Genomic DNA, 24,865 nt, shown 5'->3' on the forward strand with positions numbered 1-24,865 from the left:
GACCGCCACGTAGGGTGATTTCTCGTGTCAGCCGAGAGTGTCGATCACGCGAAACTGCGTCACCACGGTGACGTCGACGTGCGCCCCGGCATGCTCGATTTCGCGGTGAACGTGCAGGGCAGTGCGCCGCCGCCTTGGCTGCGCAACCGCCTGGCCGCGCGCCTCGACGATCTCGGCAGATATCCGAGCGCGGCCGACGAACTCGCCGCACGCACCGCGGTGGCGGCCCGCCACGGTCGCGCGATCGATGAAGTGCTGCTGTTGGCGGGCGCGGCCGAGGGCTTCGCAATGCTGTCCAGGCTCGCACCGCGACTGGCCGCGGTGCTGCATCCCTCGTTCACCGAACCCGAACTGGCGCTGCGCGAGGCCGATATCCCGGTGACCCGCGTCGTACTCGAACCGCCGTATGCCCTCGACCCGGCGCTCGTTCCCACCGCCGCCGACCTGGTGGTGCTCGGCAACCCGACCAACCCCACCTCGGTCCTGCACCCCGCCGAAACCATCCGCGCGCTACGTCGACCGGGCCGCATCATCGTCGTCGACGAGGCCTTCGCCGATGCGATTCCCGGCGAACCGCAGTCACTTGCCGCTTCGCCCGCACCGGACATCCTCGTCCTGCGCAGCCTCACCAAAACCTGGGCCTTGCCGGGTCTGCGCTGTGGTTACTTCCTCGGCGCACCCGACCTGCTGGCATGCCTGAATCACGGCCGCGCCCACTGGCCGCTGGGCACGCTGCAACTGGAAGCGATCACCGCGACCGCCGAGCCGGATGCGGTCGCCGCGGCACAACAGCGAGCACAGACGATCGCCGCCGAGCGCCACTCGATGATCGAACGACTGACCGCGCTGGGCATACACGTCCACACCCCCGCTGACGGACCATTCCTATTGCTGCGCGTGCCGGACGGTGAACTCCTGCGAAAGCACCTGGCAGACCATGGAATCGCGGTCCGCCGTGCCGACACCTTCCCCGGCCTCGGACCGGATTACCTGCGCATTGCTGTCCGCGGTCCCGCCGAGGTCGATCGGTTGATCGCCGGAATCCGTGCGGCAGGAGTTTGATGTCGACCCAGCTGGGTTGTCCGTGTGATGTCCGCACCCGTGTGGGCGCGAGGGCGCTCGTCCTGGACTGTCGAGTGTGGGCAGGTGATCTTGGTGTGGCCGGAAAACGGGAGACGGAGGTAGACGGATGACGACGCTCGCGGATCTCATCGGGGTGCTCGACGCGGCTTATCCGCCGAAGTTGGCGGAGTCCTGGGATTCGGTGGGGTTGGTGTGCGGTGATCCGGTCGATGAGGTGACTCGGGTGCTGTTCGCCGTGGATGCCACTGCCGCCGTGGTGGATGAGGCGATCGATTGGCGGGCACAGGCTTTGGTGGTGCACCACCCGCTGCTGTTGCGCGGCGTCGACACTGTCGCGGCGGATACGCCCAAAGGCGCTCTGCTGCATCGGCTCATCCGGTCCGGGTGCGCATTGTTCGCGGCGCATACCAACGCCGACTCCGCTGATCCGGGAGTTTCCGATGCGCTGGCCGAGGCGCTCGGACTCACCGTCACCGGACCATTGGATTCGAAACCGCAAGCTGCCATGGACAATTGGGTGGTGCAGGTGCCGCGTTCAGATGCGGATGCCGTGCTGGCCGCGCTGTTCGCAGCCGGTGCCGGTGGCAGCGGTACCTATCGTGAGTGTGCTTTACGGGTGCCAGGAGTGGGGCAGTTTCGTCCGGTGACAGGGGCGAACCCGGCGATCGGCGCCATCGGGGAATTGCGGCAGGTCGACGAGGACCGCCTCGAAGTGATCGCACCGCCCTCGGCGCGCACCGCCGTGCTGGCGGCGCTGCGGTCGGCCCATCCCTATGAAGACCCCGCCTACCACGTCACCGAGCGCGCGGCGCTGCCATCCGGGCTCGGCATCGGTCGGGTCGGCACCCTCCCCGAACCGGAGTCCTTGCGCGAGTTCACCTCTCGGGTCGCCGCCGCACTGCCCGCGACCATCTGGGGCGTGCGCGCGGCTGGTGACCCGGATCGCATGATCCGGACCGTCGCGGTATGCGGCGGCGCGGGCGACTCCTATCTGAACACCGCGGCGCGCCTCGGCGTCGACGCCTACGTCACCTCCGACCTGCGCCACCATCCGGTCGACGAACACCTGCGCCGCGGCGGCCCCGCAGTGATCGATGCCGCCCACTGGGCCACCGAATTCCCATGGTGCGCACAGGCGCAAACAGCAGTCCGAACCGCCCTGCCCGACCTCGAAACCCGCATCTGCACCCTGCGCACCGACCCCTGGACGATCAGCGCCACCGGCGTGACCCGATAACGAACCATCCAGTGCGACGGCGTGTTCAGGGCGTGTTGCCGGAGTTGGTATGTGGTTCAGGTGAGTTGACGCGCCCGATCGGGGTACAACTACCGCATGAATTTCCCGGTGGACTTCGGGATCGTGCAGATCGGCCTGATGCTGATCATCTTGGTCGCGGTCGCGTTGCTGATATCGGCGCTCGTCATGGTGCGCAAGGTCGGATTGCGGGTTCTGCTCGGGCGCGGCGCGGGTGGACTGGCGCTGCTGATCGTCGCGGTACTGCTGCTGTGGGTGATCACGCTCGTACAGACATTCCTGGGATTGAGCGGGGAGGTCAAGGCCGCGCACGTGGTGGTGAATCAGGTTGCGGGCCAAGACCATCGGCTCGAGGTCGACCTCACCCTCTACGGCGACGACCACCACCCCGACAAGCACGAGAAATATCAGGTCGAGGGTGACCTATGGGTGCTGCAGGCCAATATCGTCGAGTTGGAGCCGTGGGTGAACGCCCTCGGTTTCCACTCCGGCTACAAGGTCACCCGCCTCTACGGCCAACGCCTCGACGGCGTCGCCACCACGCAGAACCAGATCTTCGTCAACGGCGACGACCAGGACTTCTTCAACGATATGCGCAATCACAAATGGTGGACCGACCCCTTCGTCCGCTCCGCCTACGGCAACGCCGTCATCGCCACCCCGGGCACCTACGACGTCTTCATCTCCCGCGACGCCATCAAAACCCGCGCGCCGGGCAGTTGACACAGAGGCCGGATAAAGACGTCGGATCTGTGTTCCGATGGCACCACCATCGCCAGCTCGCGCTTATTCCGCGGTCGATGACGCACCGACCACTCCCCTCGGACCGAATCACCCGCCATCCGGGGTACGGTTGAAGACTGGCATCGCCACGCCCGTGGCTCGCGTGCCTCCATCCGTCCACAGCGTCCAGGAGTTTGTCCGCGTTGAATGTCGAACCAGCTGTCCAGTCCAAGCTGCTCCAGCTCGCCGCCGTCGACGCCGAACTGACGCGGATCGCGCATCGGCGCACTGTGCTGCCCGAGCAGCAGGATGTGGCACGGCTGGAGACAGAGCGGAATGCGCACAAGGATGCGGCGGTGGCGGTCGAGATCATGCTCGACGATCTGGACCGGGATATCCGCAAGCTGGAGGGTGAGGTCGATGCGGTGCGCAAGCGCGAGGAGCGCGACCGCGGCATGCTGACCGCCGGTTCGGTGGGCGCCAAGCAGCTCTCCGAGATTCAGCATGAGCTGGGTAGCCTGGAGCGTCGCCGTTCGGTGCTCGAGGACGAGCTGCTCGAGGTGATGGAGCGTCGCGAGGCGTCGGCATCCGATCACGATCACGCGGGTGCGCGGCTCAGCAAGACCGAGCAGGAGCTGGCCGATGCGCAACGCCTGCGCGACGAGGCGCTGGCCGATCTCGATGTGGCGCAGGGGCGTTGCGATTCCGATCGCAAGGATCTGGTCGCGCTGTTCCCGGACGAACTGCTGAGCATCTACGACCGACAGCGCACCCAGCACGGCACCGGCGCCGCGCTGCTGCAGGCCCGCCGGTGCGGCGCGTGCCGGATCGAACTCGACCGCGGTGAGATCGCGCGCATCACTAAGGCCGCGCCGGACGTGATCGTGCGGTGCCCCGAATGCGGTGCGATCCTGGTGCGCACCAAAGAATCGGGTTTGTGAGGTCTCCGGTGCGGGTATCAGTACTCGCGTCGGTCCGCTCCCAGCGACGGATGGTCGGCTGTCGAAGAGGACGAGAGGAACAATGACCGAGCGCGAGGTGATCGTCGAGGCCGATGGCGGTTCTCGGGGCAATCCGGGCCCGGCCGGTTACGGCGCGGTCGTCTTCGGCGCCGATCACATCCGTATCCTCGCCGAACGCAAGGAATACGTCGGCATCACCACCAATAATGTCGCCGAATACCGTGGGCTCATCGCTGGTTTGGAGGCGGCGGCGGAATTGGGTGCGCGCGTGGTGTCGGTGCGCATGGATTCCAAGCTGGTCGTCGAGCAGATGTCGGGACGCTGGAAGGTCAAACACGCGTCCATGATTCCGCTGGCCGACCGGGCCCGCAGGCTGGTCGCCGGATTCGACAGCGTGACGTTCACCTGGATTCCACGCGCCGAGAACTCACATGCCGACCGGCTGGCGAACGAGGCGATGGATGACGCCACGCTGATCGGCGAGGTGCATGCCGCCGAGCGGCAGTTGCTCGATGCGGGCGCGGTCGCCGCCAACCTGGCGGAAGAGGTCCGCGAGGCCGAAGAACAGCTGCTCAGCTGGACCGATGAGCAGCCCTCCGCGCGTAGCGTCGAAGAGCACCTGCCGAGTTGGATCGACGAGGCACGCGCATCCAATACCCAAGCCGCCGAACGCGATACGCCGACCGCCGCCGAAGCTGCCCCCGCCTGGACCGGCGCGACCGGCCGTCCGACCCGCTTCCTGCTGCTGCGCCACGGCCAAACCGCCCTCTCGATAGAGCGCCGCTACTCCGGGCGCGGCAACCCGCCCCTCACCGCCCTCGGCCGTGAACAGGCCGCCCGCGCCGCGAAAATGCTCGCCGCGAAGGGGGGTATCGCCGCGGTGGTCACCTCCCCGCTCGGCCGCGCCCGTGAGACCGCCGAAGCCGCCGCCACCGCACTCGATATTCCGGTGCGCGTACTCGACGGTCTCACCGAAACCGACTTCGGCGACTGGGAGGGCCTCACCTTCCAGGAAGCGGCACAACGAGATCCGCAACTACACGCCCGCTGGCTCGGCGATCCCTCGACTCCCGCACCGAACGGTGAGAGTTTCGATCAGGTGCGCGAACGAGTCGAGGCGGCTCGCCGCGATTTACTCGCCCTTTATCCCGGCCAGAACATCGTGGTGGTCAGCCACGTGACCCCGATCAAGACATTGCTGCAACTGGCGCTCGGTGTCGGCCCGTCGCTGCTGTACCGCCTGCACTTGGACCTGGCGTCGCTCTCGATCGCGGAGTTCTATCCCGACGGCGGTTCATCGGTTCGGTTGGTCAACGACACGTCCTACCTCTGAGGACTCGAGCGTCGGACCAACCCGTATGTTTTTCGGTGAACCGTGAATTATGGCGCATCGCAATGGATTCGGCCTGTCGAACCGGTCCCTTTGGGTTGAATCTCACACGGTAACGTTTCAGACACGGTTATAGCGGTAGGCTTCGGGTCGGTCAGGCACAGGCATCCCGCCCCGCCTGTCTGGTCGGGGATAACCAAGGTCTTCGAACAGTGCTGCTCGGGGGGATGAGAGCTGGCGGGCAGCGTTGCTCGGTGGTCGCTTCGAACGATGAAGAGTCCTGTGCGGTCGAGTGATTCGATGGAAGCGCAGGTTCGAATGAGTAGTCCGATCAAGGTTATCGTGCTCGGTGCGGGGATCGGAGGGCTCACGACGGCCGCCGCATTGCGACAGGCGGGCTTCGTGGTCGAGCTCTATGAGGCCGCACCCGAGCTGCGTGGCCAAGGATTCGGACTTTCGGTGCAGGCCAATGGAATCAAGGCGTTGCGCGCGATCGGCCTCGGCATCGAGGAAGAACTGTTCGAGCGTGGCGGGAAGGTCGAGACCTTCCGCTTCAACAACCCGGACGGCACCCCCATCCGAGTGCTTCCGGTGCACCGTCAGGACGAGCGACTCGGCGCACCGAGTGTCGCCCTGCACCGCAAGGATCTGCATGCGGTCCTGTTGCGCGCGATCGGCGACACTCCGACTCATGTTGGCGCACAAGCGACTCGGTTCATCGATGACGGTGAGCATGTGCGCGTCGAATTCGCCGACGGCCGCATCGCCGAGGGCGATCTGCTGATCGGCGCCGACGGCATCCACTCCGTGGTGCGCGCCCAATTGCACGGCCGCGCCGAACCGCGCCCCGGCAATTTCGTCGCCTGGCTGGCCTGCGTCCCGTTCGAACATCCGGCCGTGCCGCACGGCTACTCCGCGCACTATTGGGGCACCGGAATGCGTTTCGGCATCCACGACATTGGCCACGGCCGGGTGTACTGGTGGGGCACCATGACCATGCCGGGCGATGAGGCCGCCGATTGGCATGGCACCAAGGAAGATTTGCAGCGGCTCTATGCCGACTGGGCGCCGGAGGTGCGCGCTTGCATCGATCAGACCGACTGGGCCGATGTGCTCGCCGTGCCCTGCCAGGACCGTCCGCCGCTGGATGGCTGGGGTCGCGGCCGGGTCACCCTGCTCGGCGATGCGGCGCATCCCATGCTGCCCAGCCTCGGTCAGGGCGCCAACTCCGCCATCGAGGACGCCGTCGTACTCGCCCACACGCTGAAGACCTCGCTGGATCCCGTTGCGGGCCTGCGTCGTTACGAGCAGGTGCGCGCCGAGCGGACGGCCATGTTCGTCAACGGTTCGTGGTCGCTCGGCAAGATCGAGCAGACAACCGATCCCAAACTGGTGAAGGCTCGCGACACCTACTTCCGGCACGCACCCACGGAATTCTTCCTGCGCGAATTGGGTAAGCCGATGTCGTTCCCGCCGCTGGAGGGACCGACCGCGCGACTGCCGCGCCAGCTGTCTCCGGTGGAGCGCTGGCATTGGATCGCGGATCAGCTTGCGCCGCTGCATATTCTGGCCCGGGTGCGGGTGCACGGCTCGATCACCGCCGAGCAGGTGCGAATCGGCCTCGACGAAGTGCGGCATCGACATCCGCTGCTCGGTGTCGCGGTGGCAGCCGAACCCGATGGCAGCGCACCGCGTTTCGTGCCGGTGCCGACACCGATTCCGCTGCGTGTGGTCGAGTCCGCCGGTCCGGACGCCTGGCTGGCCGAGGTCGACGATGTCGAATTGCGCGAGCCCTTCGACTGGCACTCCGGTCCGCTCGCGCGCGCCGTGCTCATCACGGATGCCACCGGTGAGACCAGCGATCTGATCGTCACCCTGCACTATGCGATCGCCGACGGTGAGAGCGCTATGTCGGTGGCCAAGCAGGTGCTGCAGGTCGCCGCGGGCGATGGCATTGATCTCGAGCCCGCCCCGGTTCGGCCGGGTCCGGAGCAGCTGTTCCCGGCGAAGTTCCAGGGCGCCAAGGGCTTCGGCCGCACGGTCGGATCGCTGCTGCGCGACCAGAAGTCGCAGCTGAAGCGGCCGCGGCGACTCGAGCCGACCGAACTCGCCCCGCCGTCGCGGCGACGTAGCCGGGTTGTGCACCGCAGTCTGGATGCCGATCAACTCGACGCATTGACCGCAGGTTGCGAGCGTCACGGCGTCGGCCTGCAGGCCGCGCTCTCGGCGGCGCTGCTCATCGCGGCGGCACGCGAGTCGGGCACCTACACCGAATCCTGGTACACCGTAGGCAGTTCGGTGAACTTCCGCGGCCACCTCGACGGCGCGGTCGCCGACACCGAGGTCGGCACCTACCAGGGCATGATCGCGACCCTGGCGAAATACGCGCCGTGGTCCTCGCTGTGGCAGATCGCCGGCGAGATCGAGCGCGAGTACGGCGCACGAATGGACCGTCGCGACCATCTCGCGGCACTGAGCCTGCTGAAGGTCGCCGCACCGAAATCGGTGGCCGCCAGTGCATCCACGGTCAAGTTGATGGACACCCGCGGTCCAGGTCACCTGTGTATGACCTACCTGGGTCGCTACCCGTTCCCGGACAAGATCGGCGCGTGGCAGCTCTCGGGCGCGCAATTCGTCTCGGGCATGTCGGTGAGCGGCTTCATCATGGCCACCGCCAATGCCACACACGGCGAATTGTCGTTCAACCTCGGCTATGTCGAGCCGGCGGTTTCTCGTGGGCGCGCCGAGCGACTTGCCGATGAGAGTGTGCGCGCATTGCTGTCGGTGATCTGACCGACTCGCACCCATAAACGAGGGCGAATCCCGGCATCGATGTCGATGCCGGTAATTCGCGCTATCTGAAAACTGGATACAAGTGGTAACGGCTTTGCGTTTCGGCGTCATCAGGGGCGGGTCCTGGACAGTTTGCGCACGGTCTGTGCCGCGGCTGTCGCGATAGGAGTGACTGTGACGTCGAAAACCACCGCAAATCCCGAAAGACCGATCGAAGCATGGCCGGTCAGCGCATATCAGCGCGACGTACTCGGCTTGGCATTCCGGCTGGCACCGGAACCCGTTGCGCAGCAGACCTATAGCCTGCGCATCGATGAGCCGCTGGATATAGCGCGGCTGCGCGCCTGCTGGCAGCGAGCCCTGATGAGCGATGACGCATTGCGATTGCGCTTCACCTTCGAGAACGGCCAATTCCGCCAATGGATTTCGAATGAGATTCCGGCGGTCGAGGTCGTCGACCTGACCGATGCGCCGGATCCGGAGGCCGCCACCCAGGAATGGCTGTGGCGCGAGGTCGGCGCGCCGGAGCTTCCGGATCGGCCCGCGCGGCTGGCCGCGGTGGTGGATCGACCGGACCGGTTCTTCCTGTTCATGTCGTTCCATCACGCGCTGGCCGACGGCTATGGCATGAATCCGGTCATCGCTACGCTGGATACCAGCTACAAGATGAAAGATGTTCCGCTCGAACAGCTTGCGGTGCCTGAGCCGGCCGATGAGCACACCGACCGTTCCGTGGCCACCTATCGGCGGATCGTCGAGGACGACGAGACGTACCGGGCTTCCGAGCAGTACACAGCCGACCGTGACGGTCTGCTCGCCGCGCTCGACGGCGTCGAACCCGCGCTGTTCCCCAACCGGACCAGCTCGCCGAGAATTGCCCGCGGCCACTACAACACGATGATTTCGGGAGAGTACCTCAATCGTGTTCGTGCCACCGGTGTGACCGTTTTCGCGTATCTGACCGCTGCGGTGGCAACGTATCTCGCGACGATCCACCGCACCGATCAGGTGGTGATCGGCGTCCCGATGCTGAACCGGCACTCCGCGGAGACCTATCGCACGCAGGGCCACCGCGCCAATGTCGTCCCGCTGCCGGTGCGCGTCGATCGCGACGTGCCGCTCAGGCAGATCGCCGAGCAGGTGACCCAGCAGATTCGAAAGCTCAAGAAGCATCAGCGCTTCCCGTACGGTGAGCTGACCCGGGCACTGAATCCGGATCCGGCCGCGCCGCCACTCTACGACGTCGCCTTTTCCCACACGAAGCTGCCGGATGCCGATTACGTCCACGAACTGATTTCGAAATGGACGGTGCACAATCCGGGTTCGGTGACCAACGCGCTCACCATCGTCACGGCGGAGAACGGCCGGGACGGCTCGTTCAGCCTCCAGCTGTTCTACGACAAAGACATTTTCGACGCGAGCTTTCCGATCGAATCGGCGCTGCGCAGCGTGGGCGAAATGGTCACCGCGTCGCTGGACCATCCGGAGACTCCGGTGGGTGCGCTGCCGCTGCTTTCGGCGCGGGACAGTGCCGAAGTGGCGGCCTTCGAGGCGGGTCCGCGTATCGAATTTCCTTACACCACCATTGATCGGCTGTTCATCGAAAAGGCCGCCGATCATCCGGAACGGGTGGCGGTGGTGTCCGCGGATTCCCGCGAACTGACCTACGCCCGATTGTCCGGTCTGGTAGAGGGTTTCGCCGCTCGGCTGCACGAGCTCGGCGCAACTGGGAACGAGTGCATTGCGGTCGTGCTGCCCCGTTCGTCCGACATGCTTATCGCGGTGCTCGGCATTTTGCGTGCCGGATGCGCTTACGTGCCGCTCGATCCGGATTATCCGGCGGCGCGCATCGAAACGGTTCTCGCGGACTGCGAAGCGCGGTTCGTGGTCGCCGGAAGCGAACATGCGCGGGTCTACCAAAACCTCGGCGTCACCCACATCACGGTGTCCGACACACCTCCCGGCACCGTCGAAAATGTCTCGCACCCACACGATTTGAGCTATCTCATCTATACCTCGGGCTCGACCGGGGTGCCCAAGGGCGTGATGGTCGAGCATCGCTCGGTGGTCAACCGGCTGACCTGGATGCAGCGCCGCTACCCACTGTTCGCCGATGACGTGATCCTGCAGAAAACGCCTGTCACCTTCGACGTTTCGGTGTGGGAGTTGTTCTGGTGGGCCATCACCGGAGCCAAGGTGGCACTGCTCGAGGTCGGCGGTGAGCGCGATCCGCGCCGCATTGCCGAGGCCATCGAGGCGAATGCGGTGACCGTCATGCACTTCGTGCCGTCCATGCTGGCGGCCTTCGTAGACGAACTGGAGGCCGATCGCACGATCGTGCCGCGCATCGCGGGCCTGCGCCGGGTGTTCTGCAGTGGTGAGGCGCTGCCGCCCGCGCTGGTTCGCCGCTTCCACGCCGCCTTCGCCGCGGTCGCGCAGCGGCCACCGCAGTTGGTGAATCTCTACGGTCCCACTGAGGCCACCGTGGACGTCTCGTATTTCGATTGCCCACCCGCCGGCGACTGCTTGCAGGTCGCTCGAAACGACCAGCGTGATTCGCTCGATCTGGTGCCTATCGGTCGTCCGATCGACAATACCGCCCTGCTGGTGCTCGACGAATCCGGACGCCGCATGCCCATCGGCGTAACCGGTGAACTCAATATCGCCGGAGTCGGTGTCGCGCGCGGCTACCGCGGCCGCCCGGACCTGACCGCGGCCGCATTCGTCGACGATCTGACCGTGCCGGGCCGTCGTCGCTACCGCACCGGTGACCTGGCGCGCTGGCTGGCCGACGGCACCCTGGAGTACCTGGGCCGCTTCGATGATCAGGTCAAGATCCGCGGCAACCGGATCACTCTCGGCGAGGTGCAGAACGCGATCCTGGGGTGCACGGGGGTGCGCGCCGCGGTCGTCGTCGACGAGCAGTCCGAGACGCATGAACTGCATCTGGTCGGATATTTCGTCGGCGATGACGTGACCGGTGACGAGATCGCCGCACAGATCGCGATTCGCCTGCCGCGCTATATGATTCCGACCCGACTGCTGCGCGTCGACCGTATTCCGTTGACCCCCAACGGCAAGACCGATCGCAAGGCATTGGCACGGGCGGCGGAGGTTTCTCAGCATGCGGATTTCGTCGGCGTGCCGACCGAACCGCGGACACCGGTCGAGGCCGAACTGGCACAGGTCTGGCGGACCGTGCTCGGTATCGACTCCATCGGTGTACACGACAACTTCTTTACCCACGGCGGCGACTCCATACTCGCGCTATCTGTGCGCACCGCCGCCGAACGCGCCGGACTGTTCTTCGATGTGGATGCCTTCTATGAGCATCCGACCATTGCCGAACTGGCCCAGATCGCCTCGGATGGTCCGGACGGCAACCGGATTCGCATCGCCGCTGCATTGGCGACGGTGCCGCTGATCGACCGCGCCGCACTGCATCAGGCCGAGGATGCCTTCCCGGCCACCGCGCTGCAGCTCGGCATGCTCTTCCACAGCATCGAGCGCACGGATTCGGTGACCTACAAGGACGTATTCCGTTATCGGTTCGAAATGCCCTGGGACGCTGCACAATTCCACGCGGCATTCGGCCGGCTCGTACGCCGTCAGCCCGCCCTGCGGTCCTCGTTCGAGCTGAGTAAGTATTCAGTCCCGGTCCAGGTAGTGCACAGCGCGATCGAATACGAACTCGAGATCGTCGATGTCTCCGATCTCGATCCGGTGCTGGCCGATCAGGAGGTCGAGGACTACACCCAGGAGCGCAGACACGCCCGGTACGACCTCGCACGCGCCCCACTACATGCGGTGCGGGTATTCCTGCGACCGTCCGAAAGCGCCCTCCAGACCGTCGATCTGGTGCTCAGCTTCCACCACGCCATCCTCGACGGATGGAGTGTCGCTACCGCGGTGCTCGAACTGCTGGTCGACTACCTGAATACGCTGGGACTGATCGAAACCGGTATCGATGACACGCCGCATGCGGCCACTGTCCTGGCCGAGTACGCGCAGTCCGAAATCGCCGCGGTGCACGATGATTCGGCCCGTGCGTACTGGCGCGCGGCACTGGCCGGAGCCGAGCCGACCGCGCTGACCGCCCTGGGTGTCCACGAGGGTACGGGTGCGAAGGAACCGCAGGCCGCCGCCGTGCTGCCGCGTCGGCTCGCCGAGCGGGTCACCGCATTCGCCGCTCGGCACCAGGTGCCCGAGAAGGCGGTCTACCTCGCGGCACACTGCCTGACCTTGCGCACGGTGACCGGTCGCGCCGATATCACCACCGGTGTGGTCAGCCACGGCCGACCGGATCGGGCAGGCGCGGAGAGCATCGCGGGCCTGTTTCTGAACACGCTGCCGATGCGGCTGGACGATACCGCCACCACCTGGCGCGCCGCCGTCGAGCAGATAGCGCGCCGGGATCGCGACGCCTACCCGCACCGGCGCTATCCGCTGCGGTCGATCCTGGCCGATGGCGGGCCTGCCTTCGAGACGGCATTCAACTTCATCAACTACCACCTCTTCGCACCGATCCTCGGTACGGACCGAGTCACCCTGCACGACTTCGACGTTCGCGAGGACACCAATTTCCAGCTCTTGGTCACGGTGGCCCATGATCCGCGTGACGACCGAATGTGGGTGCGGGTCAACGGTGACCACACGCTGACCAAAGATCAATGCGAAATCGTGGCAGTGACTCAGCTGCGCATATTGGCGGCGATCGTCGCGGATCCGGATGCGGCGATCGACCGCGGCACGGGTCCGGCGACCGCGCGCGATATCGGCACATTGGTCGCCGACGCGGCAGCACTCAATCCGCACACCGTCGCCGTCCGGGGCGACGAATCCAGCCTCACCTACGACGACCTGATCGAGCGCAGCGAACGACTCGCCCGGTGGCTCAACGGTTTGGGGATCAGACCAGGTGACCGGATCGGCATCCTGATGAGCCGTCGCCCGGAATTGGTGCTACTGGTGCTGGCACTCATGCGAATGGGCGCGGCCTGCATGCCGCTCGATGTCAGCTACCCGCGGGCCCGGCTGAATCTCATGATCGACCGCGCCCGCCCGCACCGGGTGATCGCCGACGCCGCGTATGCCGAGATCGTCGACAATGTTCGACTGGTGCTGGACACAGCGGAGGTGTTCGATCCGACCGCTGACAGTGATATGGATTTCGCTGTCCCGGATCACATTTCGCCCGACGCGCTCGCCTACGTGCTTTTCACTTCCGGCTCCACCGGCGAGCCCAAGGGCGTCGCGATGCCGCACCGCGGCCTGACCACGCTGGTGGACTGGCAAAACCGCAGCCCATCGGGCCTGAACCTGGCCAGCACATTGCAGTTGGCGCCATTGAGCTTCGATGTGTCGTTCCAGGAGATCTTCACGACCCTGGCCGCGGGGTCCACGCTGCGGGTGAGTTCGGCGGATTTGCGTTCCAATGTCGATGAATTGCTGAATACCGTTGTGGCCGAAGGTATCGAGCGGCTGTTTCTGCCCTATGTCGCACTGCAGGCCTTCGCCGAGGCCGTGGTCGCCCGGCGAAAGTTCCCGGTCGAGCTGAAAGTACTCGCGTCCTCCGGTGAGCAATTGCGCATCACCGACGAGATCCGCGCACTGTGCAAAGTGGTGCCGGGGCTATTGCTGGAAAACCAATACGGCCCAACGGAATCCCACGTCGCGACCATATTCACGCTCGCGGGCTCACCCGACGACTATCCGGCGCTGCCGCCCATCGGCCGCCCCGTCGACGGCGATACCGTCGAATTGCTCGACAGTGCCCTGCGTCCGGTCGCCGACGGTGTGATCGGTGAGATCTATCTCGGCGGCCGGTCCCTCGCGCGGGGCTACCAAGACCGGGCGGCGCTGACCGCGCAGCGGTTCGTGGCCACTCACGGCGGCGCAATCCTTTACCGCACGGGCGATCTCGGCGTGCGGCTGGCCTCCGGAGATCTCGTCTGCCTCGGCCGCAGTGACAGTCAGGTCAAGATTCGCGGCTTCCGGGTGGAGCCCGCCGAGGTGGAGCTGTGCATCCTCGGACTCGTCGAGCAGTATCCGACCATCACCGAGGCGGCCGTGGTGGCACGGGGGTTCGGCGGCATTGATGGCGCGCTGATCGCCTTCCTGGTCGGCGATGCCGAGCAGACCGATCTGGCAGCGCTGCGCCACGATCTGCGCGGCGTTCTGCCCGCGCATATGGTGCCCTCGCGCTTCGTCTTCCTCGACGAACTGCCCCGCACGCCCAGCGGCAAGCGCGATGACGGCGCATTGCGTTCGATCGTCGAATCCGCACCGGAATCGGTTGCCGCACAGCGGGAGCCGGCCGACGAATACGAGCACTCCGCGGTCGAACTACTCGCCGAGTACGCGGGTCTACGCTCGATCGGTCTCGACGACGATTTCTTCGCCGCGGGCGGTACCTCCATCGGTGCCATGCGCGTAGTGATGGGGTTGTCCCGGCGCTTCGGTGTCGACGTGCCGCTGGATCTGTTCATCGGCGCGCCGACCGCCGCCCAACTCGCGGCGCTGGTCCGGTCCGGAAATGCCCGGCGCACATTCGACCCGCTGGTGCCGATCACCGTAGGCGGTCATAAGCCGCCGCTGTTCCTGGTGCATCCGATCGGTGGAAATGTGCTGTGCTACTTGGCACTTGCCCGCTACCTCGATCCGGATCGTACGATCTACGGCCTGCAGGCCGCGGGCGGCGATGCGGGCAGTACGCCGGAGAAGACGATCGTGGGGATGGCCGAGTCCTACCTGGCGGCGGTGCGTCGCGTGCATCCGGAGGGGCCCTACCACCTGGCCGGTTGGTCCTTCGGCGGGAATGTCGCACTCGAGATGGCGCGGCAACTGCCCGAGCGGGAGGTGGCCAGTGTGACGCTGCTGGACACCATGGCATTGCGTCAGCAGGCCCGCGAACCCATTGCCGAGGAACAGCTCATTCGCTGGTTCTTCCTCGAATTGCTGTGGTACGCCCGCGGAAATAAGGCCGCGCTGGTTGATTTCGAACCCGACGTGCACGCAACCGAGAAGCTCTTCGATTCGATGCTCGCCGAGTCGATCCGCTCCGGCATCCTGCCCGCCGACAGTTCACCGCAGGCGATCCGGCGGCTCTACGAGGTGTTCTACGCCAACTACACGGCGTTGCTGGAGTACCAGCTCGAACCCTATGACCGCGATATCACCCTGCTGCGCGCCGAGGAGGCCCTGCCGCCGGGTGTGGATCTCGCGCACCAGGTCGTCGGCAGCATGTTCGACAGCGCGAACAACGGTTGGGAGCAGTACGCCGCCCGGCGCTTCACGCTGGTCCCGGTGCCCGGCGACCACCTGCACATGATGACCGAACCGCATGTTCGCGAGGTCGCGGTGCAGTTGGACTCGGCGCTCGCGGCGGCCGATCCGGATCCGGACCGGGAGCTCGGTGCCGAAATGCTCGACGCCTGATCGGTTTGGCCCCGATGGGTGCGGTTAACCGGAAGCTTGAACTAGAGTTCCGGGGTGGCCGCAGCTGTCGGGGCGGCTCTCCATCGTGTGTGTGCGGTTGGTCGACGCGTGAGTCGATTCCGAGGTCGGCCAGTTCGAGAAGGAGAGTAGTTGCCGTGAAGTTGGGAATGATCGCGATGTGCTCGGCCGCTGTGGGACTCGTGGGGGCCGCAACCGCGCAGGCGGCCGGAAATGCCGTGGTCGGCGGCGGTTCCGGCCTGGTCTTCGATAACAACGTCGCGTGCTCGCTGACCGCGATCGGCTACGACAGCGCCGGACACCTGGTCGGACTGACCGCGGGGCACTGCGCCCCGACCGGCTCGCGATTCGGCGCCGAGCGCTTTTTGGATGCCGGTGTGATCGGCACGGTCGCATACTCCGATGACGGCGAAGGCCTCGATTTCGCAGTGCTGCAATTCGATTCGGACAAGGTCACGCCCGTGCGCAATGTCGGACCGACCACCATCGCCGGATTCGGTGCGGCACCCGCACCCGGCGAACCGGTGTGCACGAGCGGGCGCAGCAGTCGATTCGACTGCGGTGTGGTCTGGGGGTCGCTGGACGGCACGACGATCAACCAATCCTGCTCCAAGCCTGGCGATTCCGGTGGACCGGTCACCGTCGGTGATCGACTGGTCGGCATGAATCAGGGGCGGCTGACCGGAATCAACGGCGTCGGATTCAATATTCCATGCATCTTCCCGGCGATACCCATTCATTCACCGGCATTTTTCGCGCCGATCGATCCGATACTCCAGGCCGTGGACGCCGTCGGCGGGGTCGGTAGCGGATTCCAACTCATCTGATCCGCCGCGAATCCGCGCAGTGCTGCGGCGGTGAATTCGTCGAGTGGGTAGAACAATTCGATCGCGAGTTCGGACAGCGTGACGTCGGCGGGCGCGCCGAAGGTGGCCATGGTGCTGAACATGCGTAGTTCGCCGAACGGAGTTCGGATGCGCAGCGGGACCTCGAACGGATTGGGTGATGCCGCATCGTCATCGGGTGCGTCGCTGAAATCCGGCGGTGGGGGGTAGGCGACGACCTCGCCGTAGAGTGTTCGGAGTGCGGCGTCGCCGGTGGCATTGACCTGGCGAGACAGTCTCTCCAGGAACAACTCTCGCACCTGGGTCAGGTTGGCGAGGCGGGCCGCGAGGCCGTCGGGATGCAGCACCAGCCGGTAGACATTCGGTTGCGGAGACATCAGCGCTTCGGGGATATCGGCCATGAACAGGTTCATGGCGCTATTTCCTGAGACCACATTCCACAAGCGGTCCACCACGACCGCCGGATAGGGCTCGTGCGCGGTCAGCATGATGTCGAGTGCGGAGCGGACCGCGGCCAGGCTCGCGTCGTCGAGGCTGCTCTCTCGGTAGGCGGGTGCATAGTCGGCGGCCAGCAGCAATGTGTTGCGCTCGCGCAGCGGCACATCCAGCGCGTCGCAGAGCCGCAGAATCATGGCTCGGCTGGGTTTAGCCCGGCCGGTCTCCATATACGAGATGTGGCGCGAGGAGCTGTCCGCGGCCAGTGCCAGATCGAGCTGGCTGAGCCTGCGTCGGTGCCGCCAGTCGCGCAGCAATGCGCCGACCCGCGATTCCGTCTGATTTACCGCCACCCGGGCAGGCTAATCAGCGCGGTGTGCGTTCGGCCATGACCTCAGAGGTTATTGAGACCTTCACCTCAGGTCCGGCATGGTCGGTTTCGGGAGCCGATCGGGCTGCCGGATCGACAAGAGGAGAGAAGATGAGCACACTCGCCGCGCGCGCCGATACCGACTACCTGCGTACCGTGTTGCGCCTGGACGGCTGGGGCACCGGGGTGTTCGGCATCGTCATGCTGGCCGGGGCGGCGGCGCTGCGCGGGCCGTTGGGGCTGCCGACCGCGTGGTCCATCCCGTTCGGCGTCGCGATGGTCGGTGGCGGACTCGCGCTGCTGCTCATTGCCGGGTACCCGGATCTCGTGGGGAGCCATGCGGTCGCTGTTATCGGGGTCAATGTGATCTCAGCGCTGGGGCTGGTGGTGTTGGCATTCTCGGGTCTGCTCGAGTTGACCGGGCTCGGGGTCGCCTTCCTGTTGATCGGTGCGGTGTGGGTTGCGTTGTTCGCGGCGCTGGAGGTGAGTGGGGTGCGGCGGGCCGGATTGTGAACTTCGGTGCCGTGTATCGGATCTCGTGCGCCCGTCGAGATGTCATCCGGGAAGTCGAGTGGGTCCTGAACCGTACGTCACCGCAATGGACATTTCCTGCTCCAGCCGCGGATCATCCTCGCCGCAGCGTTGTCGGCGTCCGGTGAAGGCGAAACCCGTTCGTAGGTACAGGGACTCGGCGTGATGATTGCCTTCGACAACCCAGAGCCGAAGTTCGCCGTGACCATGAGCCCTGGCCCAGTCGACGGTGGCGGTGAGAAGGAGATCCGATGCCCCGGTGCCGCGTGCGCTCGGATTCACCCAGACCGACGCCACGATCGGCGGACTGCTATCAGCCTTGGTGACGATGCCCGCCGAGCCGACGACCCGGCCGTCGCGCTCGGCGACGAATAGCAGCCGCGTACCCATCCACTGCCGCCACTGCGGCTCATCCCACCGCGACGCCACCTCGAACGTCGAAGCGAACGTCCCCGGTGGCGATCCCGCCAAAGCATCTAGCCGGATCTCTCGGGCGACCGTCCACTCGCTTCCACCCAACTGCCGCACCCTCATCCGGCGATCGGCCACCGACACCGCTGCCACACGCAAACGCGCGATGGATGTCCGGCCGTCTGGGATGCCGTGCCGATTCTGGACAATATGCGCTGAGTCGTCGGATCAGCGTAGTCGTCCGCGACGATTCGTCGGTCGTCCGTCGTGTATCGCTTGATTGCGCAGCGATTCGGTTGTCTCGGTGTCGCGTTCGTGGGCGATATCCAGCATCGCAAGTCCGGTTTCGCGGATCAGTCCGTCCAGATCGTCGAGCATCGCGGCGATCGCATCGCTGGCCGTCCGCAATTCGGCGGCGCTCGGATCCGGCCGATCGAAAACCATACGGAGTTTGTGCAGCCGCAGCCCCGTGTCGAAGAGACGGCGCACCAGCCGATCGCTGGAATCGGTGAACGCGGTGGCGTTTCCGGATAGCTCTTTGGTGGGGCCGAATGATCGTCGCGGCCTACTACGCCACGTGCTTCGGCTGCTGCCCCCGCGGGCGCCGGTCCGGGAGCTCGACCGCACATCATCGGGCATCGAAAGTCCTCCTGAGTCGTTGATTCGTATTGGTGGCCACGTTTCGGGACCCCGGAGACGTGGCCATTCTACTGCGCCCGATTTCGGCGGGTATGAACGGCTCCTTCGGAAAACCGATACCTGTTCATCCTTCGTACCGTGTAATCGCTTGGTAGGCAACATGATCACCGCCTGTCCGAAGTAAGGTCATCGATAGGGGCTGCTTCGCAGCGCGAACTGGTGGACAATGGGGTATGGCAGTAGACGATGTGCGGGAGTCACGCGAACTGTCGGTTGATACCGCACTGCACCTGCTGGGCACGATCGGATTCGGGCGTGTCGCGTTCTCGCGCTACGCTTTACCCGCGATTCGCCCGGTCAGCCACGCACTGGTCGAGGATCACCTGGTCATCTACGCCGACGCCGCAACGACCGGTTCGCTCGATCATCAGGTCGTGGCTTACGAGGTGGACGCGATCGACCACCAAACCTCCCTCGGCTGGTGTGTGATCGTGACCGGTATCGCCGACACCGTCCGCGACCAACACGAAATCGTGCACTATCAACAGTTCTTGCCCTCTCGCACGGTCGGTGCCGGTGATCGAGTGACCAGAATCCTGCCCGATATCGTCACCGGAATCGAGTACGTGGGGCCGGAAGAGGTCGATCGGTAGTCGCTCGAGGGGCTGGAATCCTCCCGGGGAGTAGCGGTTCGAGTTTCGCGAGGAAGCGCGCGAAATGTGGATCGGCGTCGGTGCGGTCGAAGGTGTCGATATCCCACCACTGTGCTGCACCGAATTCGCGCGGGTCCAAGGTGTATTCGCGGGCGCGGTCGCCGCGGATGACGTACCAGAGGCTGACATCCTGGTGTCCGCTGTGGGTGCCGACCGTCGTGGTGACAGTGAGGAACAGCGGTTCGTTTCCGATGACGGTGAATTCGGGGTCGATGCCCAACTCCTCCGCGGCCTCGCGTCCGGCGGCGGCCAGCGGATGTTCTCCCGGTGAGACATGGCCGCCGGTCGGCAGCCACAGTCCGGCGAGGAGATGGCGGCCGAGCAGGACGCTGCGTGCCCGCGGGTCGACGAGCACCACGTACGAGACCAGATGCCGTGGGGGAGTGTCGGGTTTGACGCGACGGAAAACATCATCGGTGGAGGCCAGCCAGGCCTTGGTGTCCTCGATGTGCTGCCGCTCGAGAGCATCCAGCGGCGTGATCCCATCGACGATATCGGCGACAGTCGCGGTCGCGAGGTTCATGGCAGGCGACTGTAGTCGCGGGCACCGACAGGTTTGCCCAGTGCGGACTATTCGAGGACGACCGGGCGCAGCCGAGTGGTGTAAGCCCCGGCGCGATCGAGCGCATCGGCGGCGGCATCGAGCTCGATCATGGTCTCCTCGAAGACTTCCCGCGCCCCGGCAATGCAGTAAGCCGGGGTCGTGAGCGCCCCGATCCCCTCGGTATCGACCAATATCCCCGAGGTTTGCAACGAACCATAGGCGGCATCGAGCCCGGCCAGCTCCCCACGCAATTCCCGCAGCCGATGAAACACCTGCTGCCGCCGAATCTCCAATGTCAATGGATCGGTCATCACCCGCTCCCCACTTCCGCCGTGAACTCCACCGCAATCTACCGCGACCTACATCGACGGCTCGAACTCCACCGGCTCAGCACAGACCCGCGAGTTTGTAGAGCACCAGGGATCCGGCGACGGCCACGTTGAGGCTGTGTCCGGTGCCGACCATCGGGATCTCGACGGCCATATCCAGCAGTTCCAGCCCTTCCGGCGGGATACCGGTGGACTCGTGGCCGAGCACGATGACGGTGCGTTTGCGGGCGACGGGCAGATCGGCGAGTCGAATGGACTCGTCGGTGAGTTCGACGCCCACGATCGCCGAACCCCCGTCCCGCTGACGCTGCAGCCACCGATCGACCCGCCCGTCGATCCAGTGCACACACTGACGGTGGCGCAGCGTATTGCCGTGGTCGAGCGCATCGGGCACCCACGGCCGCCGCGGCACCGCCATACACGCACCGACCGCATCACACGTGCGAAGCAAGGTGCCGAGGTTGACACCGTGCTTGGGCCAAAGCGGTGCCGCGAGCAAATGATTCCAACAGCCATGCGAACGCTGACGGCGTTGCCGACGAAGTTCAGAGCGGGTGCGCACCCGCGCCGCCGTCACCGGCGCGCGGGAATACCCTTCCCAAGGGAGTGTAAGTCTTGGCAGACAATTAATTCCATCGCAATGATGCTTCGCGGCGCATCCAGCCATCGACGTGGCCGATCATTTGACGACCGGGCCGTATCGCCTCAGCATACCGGTCCCGCCCATGTACTCGCAGGATCGCGCTGGATCATCGTCCGCGTCGTTTGTCGAGTGCTGCCCCGATCAACTTCCGTGCAGTCTCACCGGTAATAGACTGTCCGGCAAGGATTGTGAACGCGCGGCCGTAGGTCGCTATCTCGCGCGGCTGAGTGATGGTCAGCTCTGCGGCTGTCCCTTCCACCATGACCAGCCGGTTGTCGAACATGGCGAAGTTGGTGGACACCACAAGGGCCTCGGCTGTGGCCGGAACGATGCCGATGGTGACTCTGGGCATTCCGATTATGGAGGCCAGCCGGTCGAGCTGGCCGATCATGACGGCATCGGTGCCGACGGTGGTGTAGAGCGCTTGCTCAGCAATCAGGAAGTGGAACAGGTGGTGACGCTGGTACAGGATGCGTTGCCGTTCCATTCTCTTCGACACGGCTTCGTCTACGTCGTCGGGTACCTGGTGGAACTGGATACCCCGGCGTAGCTTGGCCTCGGCGTACTCGGCCGTTTGCAACAAGCCGGGAATGATCTGCGGCTGATAGTCGCGGATGTGAGTTGCTTCCGCTTCGAGCTTCAGCGACTTCTGTTGCCGACGCTTCAGCCCGGTTCCGAGGATCTTCCGCCATTCGAGGTACGCAACCTCGATGTTGTGAAGGGTGGCCAACAGGTCTGGGAGTTGGTCACTGGCGTTCGCGTGTTCGCAGTACGCCCGGATGTCGTCGTCAGACGGCTTGATCCGGCCGTATTCGATCTTGGACACCTTCGACTCGTGCCAACCGGAGAGCTGGGCAAGCTTCCGGTTGGTGAGCCCGGCCGTACGGCGAAGCTCCCGAAGTCGTACCCCGAGAGCTTCCCGCGCATCGTGGACGCTGGTCACTGGCTGACGTACTCCGCGTACGGCGTGGCCAGCTGCCACAGTCGTTGTTTCACACTCCGGGAGTAGCCGACGATTCCCGGATCGGTGGTCACTGCCAGACCCGCTGGCTTTCCTTGCTCGTTCACGAGGTTGAAGACAACCCGCTCGTTGTCAATGAGCCACCAGTCATCCGAAGGCACCTCCCCGGCGAGATGCCGAGGCACGTAACGGATGTCCTCACCCGCTTCGGTGTTGGTGTCGGTCACCGAGAGCAACCAACGGTGATAGTCGGTGTGCGGGACCGTGACCACACGTACCCGGCTCACGGTCACACCACGGCCGGTTGTCTCCCGGATGAGATCGTTCCATCGGTCCTTGTGCTCATCCGGCAACGCGGGCTGACCTTCGAGGAACCGGCGAAAACGGTCCGACTCGGTCGGCACGGCGTAGGCGTCCCGAACTTCAAGATGGAACGCTTCGGCTTTGCAATCGCGGAATAGGGCGACCCAGTCCGGCGGCTCATGCTGAAGGTAGAGCACCGTAGAACGTCCTCCTGATCTTCGGAACTTCAATCGCTGTCTCGTTGGGCGCAAGGTCGAGCTGAGCCAGCGTGTCAGGCTCGGTGATCGGTCGGCCGGTGAGGGTGGAGGTACCAACCTCCAAGTGCCCTAACCGATTCTGACCAGAGGAACGGCATGCCTACCACCGAACCCCCCGGCGCACTCGACAAGGAAACCTCAGCGAGGCTGCGCGACCAGCTCCAACAGATCACGGAGGAGGTGGGCCGGTACCTCGGTCCGGAGCACCGGGCCATAGACGCACTGGTCCAGGCTGCCCGAGAGTTGGCCGCAGCCACCTCCCCCAAGTCGGGACAGTACGCCGAATACACCCCGGACGAATGACCTCGGAGGGAGCAGCAACCCCAGCGGAGATAAACGTAATAGCCTGGTCAGAGGTCTGGCCAACGACCGCTCGAACCACTCGGATACCGATCCGCGAATGCGCCCTGGAGCAGACCCATGGTGCATTTCGTATGGCGGGAGTAGGGAAGTTGGCCCTGCGCTGGGGCGCGGCGGCGGGGTACCCGAGCGATTGGTCAAAGTGTGCGATGTGATCACGGTGTCACCCGGGCAGACCTACCCCCGTTGCGCGGCAATCCGTTTCGTAGACGTCGACGGTGCGTGAAGAAGGCTCAGATCGGGTAACCGAAGCTGATCTTGCGGGTGGTGGGGTCGGCGGCGACCAGGCGCACCTGGACCTGCGCGCCTTCCGGGGGTGCGCCGGCGCACGGCCCGACTACCGGTGGGTCGGCGATGAAGACTTCGGCGGGGCGGGTGCCGTTGGCTTCGCGTACTACTACGGCTTCGAAGATCGAGCCGCTGCGTTCGGCCAGCAGGGTGGATTCGGTGAGGTCGATGCAGGCGCGTTCGACCTTGCCTGCGAGGCTGTCGCTACGTTTCATCGACTCGGCGGTGGGGGCGAGGCCATCGCGGACCCATTGCGGGACTTCGGTTCCGGCGCAGCGGGCGAGGCAGATCTCGGTTGCGAAGCGGTCGGCGAGGCGGCGCAGCGGTGCGGTGACGTGCGCGTAGGGGGCGCCGATCGCACTGTGCTGCAGGTTGTTCACGGTCTGTGGGTTTCTCGTTGGCTTGGCGCCGGTCCCCCGAACGCCCACCGCACGCGCGCTGCCCGCCGCAGCCGCGCCGCCGATGGAACGGGCACCACCCGGCGGGCCCACGCCACCTAGCGACTCGGTAGCTCCTGCCGACCGTGGATCGGCCACCAACTCCACACCACCCGACGACAGCGCACCATCAGCCACCTGAGCACCGGCCCTGGAACCGTTTGCCCCTGCGGCCGCCACGCCATCGAGCACCGTATATCCCGCACCACGCAGCAACCCTGTCGCCTCGGACATCAAGACCAACGTCGCAGGCGCATTCGGATCGAGTCCGGCCAACATCCGCCCGACGGACTGATCCGCAGGCCAGTCGACCCCCAACGCCGCAGCCGTCCTGCGCATCGAATCAATCGCCAATTCTACGGGCGGCGGCATGGTCCGCAGCAATGCGATCCGCTCACCGGCCCGGGGCACGCCACCGGATCCACTGTCGTTCAACATGATTCGCGCAGCGCACATACCGGTCAACAGGGAAATCTGTTCGTTCCAGTCGTCGGCGGCGGTGCGCGGTTCCACTACCAGATGCCAGTGGCCGACGGCCTTGTCGTCACGGATAACGCTCTGGGCGGGCAGGCGCAGTCCGATCGCGCCGCGGGCCAGCCCGGCCTCGATGCGCCGCGTACCGAATTCCGGCAGGGCCGCGATCGAGGGATGCAGGCGGTTCGCGTCGGCGTCGGCTTGGACGCTCGCGTAGTCGAGTCGGGCCCGCGAGCGCACGGTAGCCCGGATTACCGAGAATCGTTGCGGCTCGGCGGTCTCATCGCATTCGATGGTCCAGAGCGCCGCGGGCCTGGTCTGTTCGGGCAGCAGGCTCGCGGAATTCTCCGAAAGGATCGGCGGGTGCAGCGGCACGGTGCCGTCGGGTAGATAGAAGGTCTGGCCGCGCGCGCCCGCTTCCTGGGCCAGCGGGCCCGCGGGATCTATTACGGCGCCGACATCGGCGATCGCGTAGTGGACAGTGAAACCGGAAGAGGTGTGTTCGATATGCACCGCCTGGTCCAGATCCATGGCGCCGGGCGGGTCGATGGTGACGAATGGAATATCGGTGCGATCGGCGCGAGCGCCCGCGAACGCGTCGATCGCGTCGCGGGCCGCCGCGGTGGCCTCGGCGGGATACGCCGAGGCCAATCCGAATTCGGATCGAATGGCGCCGAAATCGACCGGCGCCGACACGATCCGCTGGTGAAGTTCCACGCTGTCG

General features: G+C 65.5%; 20 protein-coding genes. 11 read left to right on the top strand and 9 right to left on the bottom strand.

The genetic code is table 11. The annotated features are described in order from the left end of the window. The first annotated feature begins 24 nt into the window (after positions 1-24). The 8 genes from cobC to ACIBI6_RS30325 all read left to right on the top strand — a co-directional run bounded on the left by cobC (position 25) and on the right by ACIBI6_RS30325 (position 16,428). The gene (cobC, locus tag ACIBI6_RS30290) at positions 25-1,062 is read left to right on the top strand and encodes an Rv2231c family pyridoxal phosphate-dependent protein CobC (protein ID WP_364345408.1); all 1,038 of its coding nucleotides are present in this window, start codon (positions 25-27) and stop codon (positions 1,060-1,062) included. Positions 1,063-1,189: 127 nt separating this feature from the next. Beyond that, complete coding sequence (locus ACIBI6_RS30295; protein ID WP_364345406.1) at positions 1,190-2,320, top strand: Nif3-like dinuclear metal center hexameric protein; 1,131 nt, start codon at positions 1,190-1,192, stop codon at positions 2,318-2,320. A 96-nt stretch (positions 2,321-2,416) separates the two neighbouring features. Then, entirely contained in the window at positions 2,417-3,061 is a 645-nt protein-coding gene (locus tag ACIBI6_RS30300; RefSeq protein WP_364345404.1) for a hypothetical protein, read from the top strand. A 203-nt stretch (positions 3,062-3,264) separates the two neighbouring features. Then, the gene (locus tag ACIBI6_RS30305; protein WP_396958604.1) at positions 3,265-4,002 is read left to right on the top strand and encodes a zinc ribbon domain-containing protein; all 738 of its coding nucleotides are present in this window, start codon (positions 3,265-3,267) and stop codon (positions 4,000-4,002) included. Between the two features lie 82 nt (positions 4,003-4,084). Beyond that, positions 4,085-5,356 carry a bifunctional RNase H/acid phosphatase gene (locus tag ACIBI6_RS30310; RefSeq protein WP_364345400.1) on the top strand — a complete coding sequence of 424 codons (1,272 nt, stop codon included), beginning with the start codon at positions 4,085-4,087 and terminating at the stop codon, positions 5,354-5,356. A 315-nt stretch (positions 5,357-5,671) separates the two neighbouring features. Further along, a complete protein-coding gene (locus ACIBI6_RS30315; protein WP_396958605.1) occupies positions 5,672-8,146 on the top strand; it encodes an FAD-dependent monooxygenase in 2,475 nt (824 codons plus the stop codon). A gap of 174 nt (positions 8,147-8,320) precedes the next feature. Then, the gene (locus tag ACIBI6_RS30320) at positions 8,321-15,583 is read left to right on the top strand and encodes an amino acid adenylation domain-containing protein (RefSeq protein WP_396958606.1); all 7,263 of its coding nucleotides are present in this window, start codon (positions 8,321-8,323) and stop codon (positions 15,581-15,583) included. Between the two features lie 155 nt (positions 15,584-15,738). Further along, positions 15,739-16,428, top strand: a complete 690-nt coding sequence (locus tag ACIBI6_RS30325; protein WP_364345394.1) for a S1 family peptidase — start codon at positions 15,739-15,741, stop codon at positions 16,426-16,428. Here ACIBI6_RS30325 and ACIBI6_RS30330 read toward each other — a convergent pair. Continuing rightward, positions 16,338-17,234, bottom strand: a complete 897-nt coding sequence (locus ACIBI6_RS30330; RefSeq protein ID WP_364345392.1) for a helix-turn-helix transcriptional regulator — start codon at positions 17,232-17,234, stop codon at positions 16,338-16,340. The two genes, ACIBI6_RS30325 and ACIBI6_RS30330, sit on opposite strands and share 91 nt — an antisense overlap. A gap of 128 nt (positions 17,235-17,362) precedes the next feature. Between ACIBI6_RS30330 and ACIBI6_RS30335 the strand changes: the two genes are divergently transcribed. After that, positions 17,363-17,764 (top strand): hypothetical protein, encoded by a 402-nt coding sequence (locus ACIBI6_RS30335; protein ID WP_396958607.1) that lies wholly within the window; start codon positions 17,363-17,365, stop codon positions 17,762-17,764. Positions 17,765-17,806: 42 nt separating this feature from the next. Here the strand turns inward: ACIBI6_RS30335 and ACIBI6_RS30340 are convergent, their stop codons facing one another. Together ACIBI6_RS30340 and ACIBI6_RS30345 are read right to left on the bottom strand one after the other, a co-directional pair. Beyond that, positions 17,807-18,316, bottom strand: a complete 510-nt coding sequence (locus ACIBI6_RS30340) for a GNAT family N-acetyltransferase (RefSeq protein ID WP_364345388.1) — start codon at positions 18,314-18,316, stop codon at positions 17,807-17,809. A gap of 105 nt (positions 18,317-18,421) precedes the next feature. Then, the gene (locus ACIBI6_RS30345; RefSeq protein WP_364345386.1) at positions 18,422-18,832 is read right to left on the bottom strand and encodes a hypothetical protein; all 411 of its coding nucleotides are present in this window, start codon (positions 18,830-18,832) and stop codon (positions 18,422-18,424) included. Between the two features lie 233 nt (positions 18,833-19,065). Between ACIBI6_RS30345 and ACIBI6_RS30350 the strand changes: the two genes are divergently transcribed. Next, on the top strand, positions 19,066-19,485 hold the full coding sequence (locus ACIBI6_RS30350) for a pyridoxamine 5'-phosphate oxidase family protein (protein WP_364345384.1): 420 nt from the start codon (positions 19,066-19,068) through the stop codon (positions 19,483-19,485). Here ACIBI6_RS30350 and ACIBI6_RS30355 read toward each other — a convergent pair. From ACIBI6_RS30355 to ACIBI6_RS30375, 5 genes are all read right to left on the bottom strand, one after another. Next, positions 19,442-20,068 (bottom strand): NUDIX domain-containing protein, encoded by a 627-nt coding sequence (locus ACIBI6_RS30355; RefSeq protein WP_364345382.1) that lies wholly within the window; start codon positions 20,066-20,068, stop codon positions 19,442-19,444. The genes ACIBI6_RS30350 and ACIBI6_RS30355 overlap by 44 nt on opposite strands. A gap of 47 nt (positions 20,069-20,115) precedes the next feature. Then, the gene (locus ACIBI6_RS30360) at positions 20,116-20,400 is read right to left on the bottom strand and encodes a hypothetical protein (protein ID WP_364345380.1); all 285 of its coding nucleotides are present in this window, start codon (positions 20,398-20,400) and stop codon (positions 20,116-20,118) included. Between the two features lie 76 nt (positions 20,401-20,476). Further along, on the bottom strand, positions 20,477-21,085 hold the full coding sequence (locus ACIBI6_RS30365) for a TrmH family RNA methyltransferase (protein ID WP_396958608.1): 609 nt from the start codon (positions 21,083-21,085) through the stop codon (positions 20,477-20,479). Between the two features lie 82 nt (positions 21,086-21,167). Beyond that, positions 21,168-22,004, bottom strand: coding sequence for a helix-turn-helix transcriptional regulator (locus ACIBI6_RS30370; protein WP_364345376.1), 837 nt, complete (start codon positions 22,002-22,004; stop codon positions 21,168-21,170). Further along, positions 22,001-22,522 (bottom strand): DUF6879 family protein, encoded by a 522-nt coding sequence (locus ACIBI6_RS30375; RefSeq protein WP_396958609.1) that lies wholly within the window; start codon positions 22,520-22,522, stop codon positions 22,001-22,003. Before ACIBI6_RS30375 ends, ACIBI6_RS30370 begins: the two co-directional genes overlap by 4 nt. Positions 22,523-22,678: 156 nt before the next feature. Here ACIBI6_RS30375 and ACIBI6_RS30380 point away from each other — a divergent pair, with 156 nt between their 5' ends. Beyond that, a complete protein-coding gene (locus tag ACIBI6_RS30380) occupies positions 22,679-22,885 on the top strand; it encodes a hypothetical protein (RefSeq protein WP_364345366.1) in 207 nt (68 codons plus the stop codon). Between the two features lie 290 nt (positions 22,886-23,175). On the opposite strand, the gene ACIBI6_RS30385 is transcribed toward ACIBI6_RS30380, so the two are convergent. Continuing rightward, positions 23,176-24,858, bottom strand: coding sequence for an RNB domain-containing ribonuclease (locus tag ACIBI6_RS30385; protein ID WP_396958610.1), 1,683 nt, complete (start codon positions 24,856-24,858; stop codon positions 23,176-23,178). Positions 24,859-24,865: the final 7 nt, after the last annotated feature.

The sequence above is a fragment of the Nocardia sp. NPDC050412 genome, from assembly GCF_044458825.1.
GTDB lineage: Bacteria > Actinomycetota > Actinomycetes > Mycobacteriales > Mycobacteriaceae > Nocardia.

What these genes read in the sequence shown, in the direction of transcription:
- ACIBI6_RS30350 (WP_364345384.1), top strand. Translation starts at nt 19,066, where the DNA reads ATGGCAGTAGACGATGTGCGGGAGTCACGCGAACTGTCGGTTGATACC.
- ACIBI6_RS30295 (WP_364345406.1), top strand. Translation starts at nt 1,190, where the DNA reads ATGACGACGCTCGCGGATCTCATCGGGGTGCTCGACGCGGCTTATCCG.
- ACIBI6_RS30340 (WP_364345388.1), bottom strand. Translation starts at nt 18,316, where the DNA reads ATGAGGGTGCGGCAGTTGGGTGGAAGCGAGTGGACGGTCGCCCGAGAG.
- ACIBI6_RS30360 (WP_364345380.1), bottom strand. Translation starts at nt 20,400, where the DNA reads ATGACCGATCCATTGACATTGGAGATTCGGCGGCAGCAGGTGTTTCAT.
- ACIBI6_RS30315 (WP_396958605.1), top strand. Translation starts at nt 5,672, where the DNA reads ATGAGTAGTCCGATCAAGGTTATCGTGCTCGGTGCGGGGATCGGAGGG.
- ACIBI6_RS30300 (WP_364345404.1), top strand. Translation starts at nt 2,417, where the DNA reads ATGAATTTCCCGGTGGACTTCGGGATCGTGCAGATCGGCCTGATGCTG.
- ACIBI6_RS30335 (WP_396958607.1), top strand. Translation starts at nt 17,363, where the DNA reads ATGAGCACACTCGCCGCGCGCGCCGATACCGACTACCTGCGTACCGTG.
- ACIBI6_RS30380 (WP_364345366.1), top strand. Translation starts at nt 22,679, where the DNA reads ATGCCTACCACCGAACCCCCCGGCGCACTCGACAAGGAAACCTCAGCG.
- ACIBI6_RS30310 (WP_364345400.1), top strand. Translation starts at nt 4,085, where the DNA reads ATGACCGAGCGCGAGGTGATCGTCGAGGCCGATGGCGGTTCTCGGGGC.
- ACIBI6_RS30345 (WP_364345386.1), bottom strand. Translation starts at nt 18,832, where the DNA reads ATGCCCGATGATGTGCGGTCGAGCTCCCGGACCGGCGCCCGCGGGGGC.
- ACIBI6_RS30355 (WP_364345382.1), bottom strand. Translation starts at nt 20,068, where the DNA reads ATGAACCTCGCGACCGCGACTGTCGCCGATATCGTCGATGGGATCACG.
- ACIBI6_RS30365 (WP_396958608.1), bottom strand. Translation starts at nt 21,085, where the DNA reads ATGGCTGGATGCGCCGCGAAGCATCATTGCGATGGAATTAATTGTCTG.